The following is a 10,718-nucleotide window of genomic DNA, read 5'->3' as shown; positions in this document are numbered from 1 at the left end:
AAATGCATGGACTTCGCTATTGTAGGTTGCGCGGACGTGAAAATGTCCAAGAGCAAGCGTTGCTGACAGCAACCGTTCAAAATATAAAAAAGATAGCACTCCACCTTGCAAAGGCATGTTAGGTGTGGTGCTATCTAAGACTTCCAGCACTTCGTGCTCAATTTTATTGTTATGAAAGAAGAAACTCCAACATATTGTGGGGTTTCTCGACAGCCTGAGGCCCTTGTCCTAAAGGGCCTTTTCTTGTTTCTCCGGATCGAGAAAACGGAGGATCGCCATCAGATCGAGATCCCCCATACCTTCCTCCAGTGCGGTCCGGTAGCTGGCTGCTACAGACTCTGCCAGAGGGGAAGAGACTCCCGCTTCGCGTGCCAGGCGCAAATCTTTGGCCATGTGCTTCAAAGCGAAAGCAGCCGGATAGTCATCGGCCAAAATGGAAGCGGCCTTCCCGCGTATGAGCGGCGTTCCGACAGCGCTCTCGGAGATGATCGTCAGCATCTGTTCGGTAGTGATGCCCATTCCACGTGCGAACAGCAGCGTTTCCGCCACGCCCTGCACAGTAATGCCAAGCAGCAGATTGATCGCCAGCTTGGCCGAGGTTCCGGCTCCGTTCGGTCCGAGGTGAAGAGCCGTTTTTCCCAGCTTGTCCAGCATAGGCTTCGCTTGCTCAAAATCCTGCTGCTCTCCTCCTGCCATGATGACGAGCTTTCCTTCCTTTGCTGGCCCCACACTGCCGGAAACGGGTGCATCGAGAAAACGCAGACCGGCTTCCCGGCATTTCTGTGCGAGAAAACGGGAGGTCTCCGGCGAAACGGTGCTCATGTCCACAGCCAGCTTGCCCCGGACAGCGGCAGACAGCAATCCGCCAGCTCCTGTATAAATAGATCGAACGGCATCGTCGTCACTTACCATCGTAAAAATGATGTCGCAATTCTCTACTAATTTCTCCATCGACTCGGCGATGACAGCCCCAAGGCTCACAAGCGGCTCTGCCTTTGCGGGAGTCCGGTTCCATACGCAAACGTCATACCCGGCCGCCAGCAGATTGCTCGCCATCGGAATGCCCATGTTGCCAAGTCCAATCCATCCGACTTTCATCACTGTTCTCCTTTGCGATCGATAATTTGTGCCTGTACTTTCTGTTTTAACAAGGCGTGCTTCTCGCTTGTCATTGCAAAAAGGTCGTCAAAAGCTTGCGGCAGCGTCCGCCCCAAAACAGCGAGACCTTCCTCGGTAATGCCGCCTTTTGTTGCGACTCTCTCAATGAGCTGGTCAAATCCAAGCTCCTGGCCTTTCAGCAACAGAGAGGTGCCGGCCAGTGTTTCTGTCAGCATCCGCCGTGCGGTATCAATCCCAAGCTCAGGGGATGTCCTCACCGCGGCTTGTGCGAAGGCTTCCAGTATGCCCGCGATCAGCCCGGGAGCGCTGCTTGTCAGGATTGTCGCGGTCTCGATGCTTTCCTCGGAAACCTCTTCAGCCGTGCCGAGTGCGTCGAGCAGGAGCCGCAGGCTATCTCGCTGCGTATCGTTCACCAGGCGGTTGCTTGCAAACAGGGACACCCCGCGGAGCTCTTCCGAGGTGACAGTCGGGATTACCTTGCTGACAGGGGCGCTATGTACCGTCTCCAGGTCTTGCAGGCTGACGCCGGCAGCTACGGAGACGAGATGCAGCCTTGCAGGGAGAGTCAGCTCCCGCAGGACGGGCAGCACATCGAGAGGCTTGGTACAAATGAACAGCATGTCTGCCTTGTCTGCTGTCTCCTGGGCGGTAGCGGCGAGCTCAAACGGATAAAGCCGCTGCAATTCCGCGGCCTTATCCCGGCTGCGGTTAAAGACGATCATATCGCTGGGGGAGACAACCCGGCTCTTGGACAGACCTTTGACGAGCATTTGCCCAATGTTTCCTAATCCGATAATTCCGATGACCATTTTGCTTCCCTTCCTTCCAATCCTATCCTAACAAATCGGGAATGAAAAAGGTACAGTCCCGAAAAAGGGAGCTGTACCTTGAGTGAATGATCGCAACGGTCAAAGCCTAACGCGTCATAGGCGTCAAGTCAAAGCAGTGGTTATTCCTCTCTCGTGTTGGTAAAGATCATGACGTACTTGACCAGTTCCAGCACAGAGATCAGAGCTGCCGCCACATAAGTGAGGGCTGCGGCACCGAGGACCTTGTTTACGCCGCTTTCTTCGTTGTTGCGGATGAAGCCCATTTTCACCATCATCGTTTTCGCGCGGCTGCTGGCGTTGAATTCCACCGGCAGTGTGATCAGCTGGAAGGCTACTGCTGCGGAGAAGAACAAAATCCCCAGAAGCAGCAGATTGGCAGCCTTGAAAAAGAAGCCGGCCAACAGCAGCAGAGGCGCAACGCCGGATACCAGGTTGACGACAGGGAAAATGCGATGGCGGGCAACCAGCATCGGATAGGACACCTTATGTTGGACCGCATGGCCTACCTCGTGGCAGGCGACCGAGATAGCGGAAATCGAATTGCCCATATATACCGGATCGGACAGACGAACGACACGGGAAATCGGGTCGTAATGGTCGGTAAGCGTACCGGGAATGTGTTCGACAGGGACATTGGTCAAGCCGTTTTCGTCCAGCATTCGGCGGGCAGCCTCGGCCCCAGTCAGACCAGAGGATGCGGGCACATCCGCAAAGCGGTTGAAGGTCCCCTTCACGCGGAACTGGGCCCACAGCGAAAGACCAAAGGCAATGAAAATCAGGAAATCCATGGGGTGAAACAACAGCATGAAGTGATCACTCCTCATTTTCTCATAATGAATTTTTCCATGAATAAAAGCATCCATCTATTGTGCCCATTACCTACATCTACGATTATGGCGGGCGCTAGTTTCATTTTTCTGTGCAAAACATCCCTGCTTCTCCCGGGAGCGTGTTTCCCTGGCCGAGGCGAATGCCATTAGCTGCCTGACTGTCGGAAAATTGCTGTTGACCCTTGAAACATGCAAGACATGATCAGTTCATGATCGCATCTTTCCTTTTATTGTACAATCTCTGACTATCTTTGACAATATAAATGGACGTTTATATGTGCAAAAAAGAAAAACTCCTCCCTGGCAGGGGAAGAGTTGGGAATAAAGGGTATGGCGGAGCGTCACTCGGTCGAGACAGACGGATCGGCCTGCTCTTTCTTTGGCGAAATCATCAGGAAGTTGTCCGCCGGATTCTCGATCAGCTTTTGGATGCGGCTGGCTGTTTCATATTGCTCGGTAGCGAGCAGCTCTTCCTTGTAAGCGGAAAGCAGCTCTTGAACATCGCTCGTCCCTTTGTCGTCGAGCTGATACAAAAACACTTTGGCTCCTTTGGCGATTCGGCGCTCCAATGCGTCGCGGTCAAAGCCGAGCTCCGGCTGAAGCCGCACGTAGACGACGCCTCCGGTCATCCCGGCGCAGATCCACGGCCCTGGATCACCGAGCACCACAGCACGGCCGTTTGTCATGTATTCAAAGGCAAAGCCTTTCAGGTTGGCGCGAGCCCCGATGCCTCCAAGCTGGTCGCTGATCGGCTGGGTGATTTCGCCGCCAAAGACCACGTCGGCGCCAGAAAGGCGGATGCAGGCGCGGGAGTCGGCGTTGCCCTGGACGATAAAGAGCCCTTTTTGTGCCCCGTAGCAAAAGCTTTTGCCCACTGAGCCGTTGATGTAAGCGCCGTTCAATCCCTTTGCCTTGAGGATCGAGACGCGGCCGCCAAAGCTGGTTTTGCCTACCCCGTCCTGTGCACCGCCCTGGACGCGGATGTTGACGCCCTGCGCATTGTAGGCAGCCAGACCGTTGCCCGGAACGCTGCCGTGGGTGAAGTGAAGCGACACCTCCGGCAGGGAGGCATAGCTTCCGTCCAGATGGTCTTTCACCCGTGCCCCCGACCAGCGGCTGCCGAGGACCCGCTGCCCGGAGAGAACGCTGCTGAAGGTTTCCTGGATGGGCCTATCCGCCTGATAATAGCGCCCCTGCGCCTCTCCTGCGTGGGCACCGGCAGCTACGAGCACACGGCTTTCCTCTTGTTCCGCGTCAACGCTTTCGGCAGTGCCAAACTGCGGGTGGAGCGCAAGCAAAGACGAAAGGTCGATCTTCTCCAGCAGACGGCTTTGCACCAATAGATCGGAGCGTCCGACCAGATCCTGTGTACGGCTAAAGCCGAGTGCGGCTGTAATCCGCCGGACCTCTTCGCCGAACAGGGTAAAGAAGTTTTTCAGGCCCTCCACCGCCATATCAAACTGGCGGGGAACAAAGCGGCGCAGACCTTTTTCATGCGCTTCTTCGAGCGAGTCAATCTGCGTGGCGATCCCGACATGGCATGTATCGAGGTGGCAGCCGCGGCAGGTTGTGCAGCCGACTGCGATCATAGCCAGTGTGCCGAATCCGATGCGGTTTGCCCCCAGCAGCATCAGCTTGACGACGTCAGCGGCGCTTTTCACGCCGCCGTCCGCCCACAGCTCCACCTTGTGGCGCAATCCCGCCTCCAGCAGTGCGTTGTGAGCGGCTTTGACGCCGATTTCCGCAGGGAGTCCCACGTGCTGCAAGGCGTGGACGCGGGCCGCTCCCGTACCACCGTCAAAACCGGAAAGCGTGATGAAATCTGCACCTGCTTTGGCGATCCCGACGGCAATCGTGCCGATATTGGGGACGATTGGCACTTTCACGCATACTTTTGCTTCGTGATTGGCTGTTTTCAGCTCGGTGATCATCTGCGCCAAATCTTCGATGGAGTAAATGTCATGGTTGTTGGACGGAGAGATCAAGTCAGAGCCGATCGTCGCATTGCGGGCAGCGGCGATTTTGGCTGTTACCTTGGAGCCGGGAAGGTGTCCCCCTTCGCCTGGCTTGGCGCCTTGGCCGATCTTGATCTCCAGGATGTCTGCCGCATTTGCCAGCTCGATATTGATGCCGAAACGGCCCGAAGCAACCTGGATTCCGCGTGTTTTCCGGTAGCGGCCGAGCATGTCTTTGATCTCGCCGCCTTCCCCGTTCATGCTGATCATATTCAGTTGTTCCGCTGCCTCGGCATAGGCGCGGAATGCCGTCTCGTTCTGTGAACCAAAGGACATGGAGGAGATCAGGAACGGCAGGGAATGGCTGCCTACGCTGAGATCCACCTGTTCCGCTTCGACCCTGCCCTGCTCCTGTCGAGCGTTCTTGTCAAAGGCGAAGTCGGTTGTATGGCGAATAGCGATCGGATTCTCCCGCTCGTTTTCCTCCAGCTTTTGCGCGTAGTCGGCGTAGGGAATGTCTCCCGCCGCGACCTGTCCGATCAGCTTCCACAGGCGCGGGAAGATGTGGAAGGTCTTGGCTTCACGGGCCGTCTCGCTTGCGTAATCGCGCGAGCGCTGGATACTGTCCGCTTCCAGGTCGGCAAAGGAAAGCCCCGACTCGGCCGATCCGCAGAAATTGATGATGGACAGGGCGGAAGCAAGCTCCTGGCGCAGACCGATAGAAGAAAACAATCGTCCGTATCCGCGCAGCTCGTGAATGCCGATGGTGGAAATTACTTTTTCCAGCCCTTTGTTCAACGCGCTGTACAAGTTTGTTGCCGATGTCACCCCATCCTTGGCAAAGGCTGTGGCGAACATCAAATACGGCGACACCGCGTCCGCACCGAAGCCGACTGCCAGAGCGAGATCGTGCAGCGAGCGGATCGAGCCGGAGCGCAGCACGAGAGAGGCGCGGCGGCGCAAATTGTCTCCGTCTTCGAGAAAAACGGCTTTCAGCGCCTGGTCAGAGGCTGCCACCGCCAGCAGCGGATCGATCCAGAACTTGTCGCTGCGATGCGTTTCCGTATCGTCCAGAACGACCAGCACTGCACCGTCCTGCACAGCTTGCACAACCGTCTGCTTTATTCGCTTCAGACCGCCTTCCAGCCCTTCCTCTTTGGAAAAAGAAGTGGACACCAGCGAAATGCTGGACGGGTGGTTATTCAAATAGTGGAGGACCTGCTCCAAGGAGAAGGTGCCCTGCTGCGCAGCGGCGGCCTGCAGCGACTGGCCTTCAAACAGTACGGGAGAAGGCAGCTCCAGGCGCAATCCGGGAACCGGCTTTGCCGAGAGCGGGACGCGCGAGCCGACGACGACGCGGGTAGAGAAGTGCTCCATTTCCCGGTCGCGGTCTATCGCCGGATTGGTGACGACTGCAACGCTCTCCTTGAGGTAATCGGCCAGGTTTTGCCGCTCCTTGGACAGAGCTCCGAGGGGGCCGTCATGTCCGAGGGAACGGATCGGCTCGACGCCGTTGGCAGACATCTGCTCGACCAACTGGATTTGCTCCCGGTCCCAGCCGAATGCGCTGTACACCGACGAGGCAGGGGGTTCTGCATCCGGCTCGGAGACGAGCGCATTTGCCTCATATGCGAAATAGAGATGCTGCCGCCAGCCATCCGTCTTGACCTTGCTCGTGAAACGGTCATGGACCAGTTGCTGCAGGCTGTGGTGAGGCACGACTTCCGCTTCCCGATCCGGGTGCAGAAGGACGCCCACCTTTTCGCCAGGGGCCAGGGACTTCGGCTCGGCCGTCATCTGGTGGACAGGGATGACTCCCTGCTCCGAGGAGAAGTAGTAGGAGGTTGCGCTTTCCACCATCCACAGCGGCCGCAGGCCAAGCGCGTCGACGCTGAACAGGCACTCATTTCCGTAGCGCGACACGATGCCGGCCGGACCTTGGGCAAAATGTCCCCAGGCCTGGCGCAGATAGGCATACAGGTCCTGCAGATGGACAGGCAGGTTTTTCATTTCGTGATGGATCGGAGGGAAGACAATTTCCATCGCTTCAAACAGGCTGAGTTCATAACGGTGGATGAAGGTTTCGACTGTCCGGTTGACATTTTGCGAATCGCTTCCACCGTCTACGAGCGGAACGCCGAGCAGGAGCGCCTCCTCCTCCAGCTTGCTGATGGTGTTGATCTCTCCGTTGTGGCCAAGCAGCGAAAACGGCTGGACACGGAAGAAGTTGGACAGGGTGTTGGTCGAGTAGCGATTGTGTCCGATCGTCACGGACGACGCGAAGCGATCATCAGCCAGATCGCGGAAATAGCGGGGCAGGATGGAGGCGGCGCCCATTACCTTGTACGCGGCAGTGTACGGACTGAGCGAAGCGACATGAACATGGTGAGCCGTCTCGATGGCGATCTGCAATTCAAACAGCCGCTGGGCATACGGGTAGCCAGTCAATTCCTCTTGGGAGGACAAGGCCAATTGCCAGAAAAGCGGTTCGTCGCGTTTGCCGTTTTTCCCGAGAGCGGCAGAGTCCACCTCTTGTACCCGCTCAAGCATAATGTCGATGGAATACTCGGCGAAAAGCTGCCGTACCTGCCTTTGAACCTCCTCAGGGTCATGACTGGCTTGAGGCACGAAGAGATGGGCCACTGCGAATCGTTTGTCGTAGGCAAAACCGCCGTCCAGCCCTGCCTGATGGAGGTATGTGGACCAGAGGGCACGAGGGATGTCCGTCAGGATGCCGCAGCCGTCTCCTTCCCCGTCGATAAATCCGGAACGATGCTCCATTTGAATCAGCGACCGGATGGTTTCATCCACGTTAGCTCGCGTAGGGGCTCCCGCTTTTTCGATGACACAGATGATTCCGCAGCTATCGTGCTCAATCCTGTGATAGTTTTGAAACGTTTCGATTGCTTCTCTTTGCAGGTAGTTTCTCATGGTTGCGGTCAGACGAACTGACCCTCCACCTCCTTTACCAATAGTCGGAAACTTCAAAATAGTAGTGCTAAGAATAACATGAATGAATGGAGTACACAATCGTGGTTTGGATAATCATGTAAATGTAAGCGTTTTAATTAGAATAAAATGTTTTTTCTCGATAAAAAATGTATTTTTATTCATGGAATATAGCGTTTTCAAAAGGAAAAAAGCATGCTCCGCGGCAGAGCATGCTTTTTGCGTTGCGGTATGAAATGCTAGCGGTCGTGGTCTTGCGTTTTGTGGTGCTCCGTCTTTCGCGGATTTTGAAAGCCGACGACTTCCATCATCTTGGAGCTCATTTTGGGGTCCAACGTTTTTTCCGGCGCTTGCGGGTAGGTTTTTTCCCCTTTGGACACGTAAAATCCCTCCTGCGGTGGTATGCTGTCCCGCTTAGTATGTGGAGGAAGCTGCGGTTTTCGTTCAGGAAAATCTTCCCCGGCAGGAGACCTATACAACCAAGATCGGGCTATTTCGCAAGTACCGGGCTATTCCCGCAAGCATCGGGCTATTCTCTCCGGCACCTGCCTATTCCCGCTGGCACCGCTGCGTTGTATGATACGGGGTTGAACCGCATGCTGCGACAGCAACATCTACGATCTTAGAGCTTGGCAAACGAGCGATCCACAGCCGCGATCGTGTCCCGAATATCCGCTTCTGTATGGGCGGTCGTGACAAACCACGCTTCGTACTTGGATGGTGCCAGGCAGATGCCTTCATCCAGCATGAGCCGGAAGAATCGGGCAAACAGTTCGCCATCTGCCGCCTGGGCCGTATCGTAGTCATATACCGGATGGTCCGTAAAGTATACGGCGAGCGCTCCTTTTACGCGGTTGACCTGCACCTTGATGCCGTGGGCGTCTGCCGATTTCCGAATTCCTGCCTCAAGCAAGGCTCCGAGGCGTTCGAATTCCTCGTATACGCCTGGCTGCTTAAGTACCTCCAGGCAGGCGATACCGGCGCGTATCGAGGCAGGATTACCGGCCATCGTCCCGGCCTGGTAAGCAGGGCCGAGCGGTGCCACCTGCTCCATGATCTCGCGTCGCCCGCCGTAAGCGCCGATAGGCAGTCCGCCGCCGATGATTTTTCCCAGAGCCGTCAAGTCCGGCTCAACGCCGAGCAGGTTTTGCGCGCCGCCGTAGCAGAAGCGGAAGGCCGTGATCACTTCATCGTAAACCACGAGCGCACCTGCCTCGTGGGCGATCTCGTTTACGCTTTCCAAAAAGCCCGGTTTCGGCGGGACGATCCCGAAATTGCCGACGATCGGTTCGACGAGCACGCATGCCGTCTCCGCTCCCCAGACGCGGATCGCCTCTCTGAACGCCTCCGTGTCGTTGAACGGTACGGTAATCACTTCGCTCGCGATGCTTTGCGGGATGCCCGCACTGTCGGGAATGCCCAGTGTGGATGGACCGGAACCCGCAGCGACCAGCACGAGATCGGAGTGGCCGTGATAGCAGCCGGCAAACTTGATTACCTTGACTCTGCCTGTATAGGCACGAGCCACGCGGATGCAGGTCATCACCGCTTCCGTCCCGGAGTTGTTGAAGCGAATCCGTTCCATCGACGGGATGGCTTCGCGAATCATCGTCGCAAATTTGATTTCCCAAGGAGTAGGGGTCCCGTACAGCGTCCCGTTTGCAGCCGCTTCCGAGATGGCTTTTGTGATATGCGGGTGGGCGTGGCCCGTGATGATCGGACCGTATGCAGCCAGGTAATCTATGTAGCGGTTTCCGTCGACATCCCAAAAATAGGCTCCCTGCGCGCGTTCCATCGTGACAGGAGCGCCGCCGCCGACAGCTTTGAAAGAGCGGGAGGGGCTGTTTACCCCGCCGAGGATGACGTCCATCGCCTGTTCATGCAGGCGGGCAGATTTTTCGCGGTTCATGTTCATTCCCTCTTTTCGTCCATAAGTCCATCCTCATCTTATCACACTTGAAGGTTGGCGTAATCGGCAGAGCTGCAGCTGGAACCGTATTTGGAAAAGTGATACAATTCAGCCTGTCAGCTTCCAAGCCAGCCTTTGATAACGACTTGTTCCGGCTTGGACGGATTGTAAAAACAAGAGCGGAAGGGAAGAGGGCGAATGAACGTCGAAGCGTTGTCCATACCCGGTTACAGCGGCAATAATGAGGATCGTTTTTTGATAAACACGGCTCAGCAGATATTTGCCGTGATTGACGGAGTTTCGTCTTTGGTGCCGTTTGTCACCAGGACCGGGCAGAGTGGAGGGGCAATGGCGGCCCGGATCGTTCACGATCATCTGGCGGCTGTCGGAAAAGACGCCGACTTGCCGTCTGTACTGCTCGCAGCCAACGAGCGCCTTCGGGATTATATGATCTCCGAAGAAATCGATTTGAGCCAAAAGGAAGCTTTGTGGGGTGCAGCCGCCGCCGTAGTGAAGCTCGATGGGACACACCTTCACTATGCCCAGACGGGAGACTGCATGATCTTTGCCGTGTATGCCGACGATTCGATCCGCGTCCTGACTCATCTGCAGGTAAATCACCTGGAAGCAGCCGCGATGGAAAAGTGGGAAGAAGGCATTCGCCAAGGCTTGAGCACAAGGGCTGAACTGATTGAAAGCGTTCGCGACATCCTCGTTCACAACCGCTATCAGGCAAATACGCCGGGAGGATACGGCGTGCTGAACGGCGAGTCGCTCAGCGGAGACTTTCTGGAGTACGGGAGGATCAACCGGATCGGCCTGAAGGCAGTGCTCCTGCTGACAGATGGACTGTTCTGGCCGGCCGCGCGCGGAGAAGGGAGCATCGGTTGGGAGAAAACGGTCTGTCCCATCCTGGAAAAAGGGCTGCAGGCGTATACAGATGAACTGGTCCAGTTGGAGAAAAGCGATCCGGAGTGCATCGCCTACCCGCGGTTCAAGCCTGCCGATGACAAAACTGGTGTCGTCATTTGCCTTCCCGAGAACGAGCCTGCGACTGAGCCGTATGGTCTTCCAAGGCTTTAGATTGAAGGTTGCAGTTGGCAGCACATTGATTTTTGCAGAAATC

General features: G+C 56.2%; 8 protein-coding genes. 2 read left to right on the top strand and 6 right to left on the bottom strand.

The window, feature by feature from the left end:
* Nucleotides 1-122: transposase (locus EDM54_RS27505; RefSeq protein ID WP_511150404.1), on the top strand; the 122-nt coding region annotated here is incomplete at its 5' end.
* 106 nt (nucleotides 123-228) lie between these two features.
* Here the strand turns inward: EDM54_RS27505 and EDM54_RS21200 are convergent.
* The 6 genes from EDM54_RS21200 to EDM54_RS21180 form a co-directional block, all read right to left on the bottom strand.
* Nucleotides 229-1,098 carry an NAD(P)-dependent oxidoreductase gene (locus EDM54_RS21200; RefSeq protein ID WP_024984696.1) on the bottom strand — a complete coding sequence of 290 codons (870 nt, stop codon included), beginning with the start codon at nucleotides 1,096-1,098 and terminating at the stop codon, nucleotides 229-231.
* Nucleotides 1,098-1,928 (bottom strand): NAD(P)-binding domain-containing protein, encoded by an 831-nt coding sequence (locus EDM54_RS21195; RefSeq protein WP_122958749.1) that lies wholly within the window; start codon nucleotides 1,926-1,928, stop codon nucleotides 1,098-1,100. The genes EDM54_RS21200 and EDM54_RS21195 overlap by 1 nt, the downstream gene beginning before the upstream one ends.
* A gap of 140 nt (nucleotides 1,929-2,068) precedes the next feature.
* Nucleotides 2,069-2,752 carry a zinc metallopeptidase gene (locus EDM54_RS21190; RefSeq protein WP_024984694.1) on the bottom strand — a complete coding sequence of 228 codons (684 nt, stop codon included), beginning with the start codon at nucleotides 2,750-2,752 and terminating at the stop codon, nucleotides 2,069-2,071.
* A gap of 368 nt (nucleotides 2,753-3,120) precedes the next feature.
* A complete protein-coding gene (locus tag EDM54_RS21185; protein WP_122958748.1) occupies nucleotides 3,121-7,665 on the bottom strand; it encodes a glutamate synthase-related protein in 4,545 nt (1,514 codons plus the stop codon).
* Nucleotides 7,666-7,922: 257 nt separating this feature from the next.
* Nucleotides 7,923-8,063 carry a hypothetical protein gene (locus EDM54_RS26590; protein WP_170208403.1) on the bottom strand — a complete coding sequence of 47 codons (141 nt, stop codon included), beginning with the start codon at nucleotides 8,061-8,063 and terminating at the stop codon, nucleotides 7,923-7,925.
* Between the two features lie 242 nt (nucleotides 8,064-8,305).
* A complete protein-coding gene (locus EDM54_RS21180) occupies nucleotides 8,306-9,592 on the bottom strand; it encodes a glutamate-1-semialdehyde 2,1-aminomutase (RefSeq protein ID WP_003391602.1) in 1,287 nt (428 codons plus the stop codon).
* Between the two features lie 198 nt (nucleotides 9,593-9,790).
* On the opposite strand from EDM54_RS21180, the gene EDM54_RS21175 reads away from it, so the two are divergent.
* Nucleotides 9,791-10,675: a PP2C family serine/threonine-protein phosphatase gene (locus EDM54_RS21175; RefSeq protein WP_122958747.1), complete on the top strand. Its 885-nt coding sequence runs from the start codon at nucleotides 9,791-9,793 to the stop codon at nucleotides 10,673-10,675.
* Nucleotides 10,676-10,718: the final 43 nt, after the last annotated feature.

The organism is Brevibacillus borstelensis, from assembly GCF_003710865.1.
Taxonomy (GTDB): Bacteria; Bacillota; Bacilli; order Brevibacillales; family Brevibacillaceae; genus Brevibacillus; species Brevibacillus borstelensis.
Note: the sequence above shows the minus strand (reverse complement) of the source record. Positions and strands in the feature narration are given on the sequence as shown.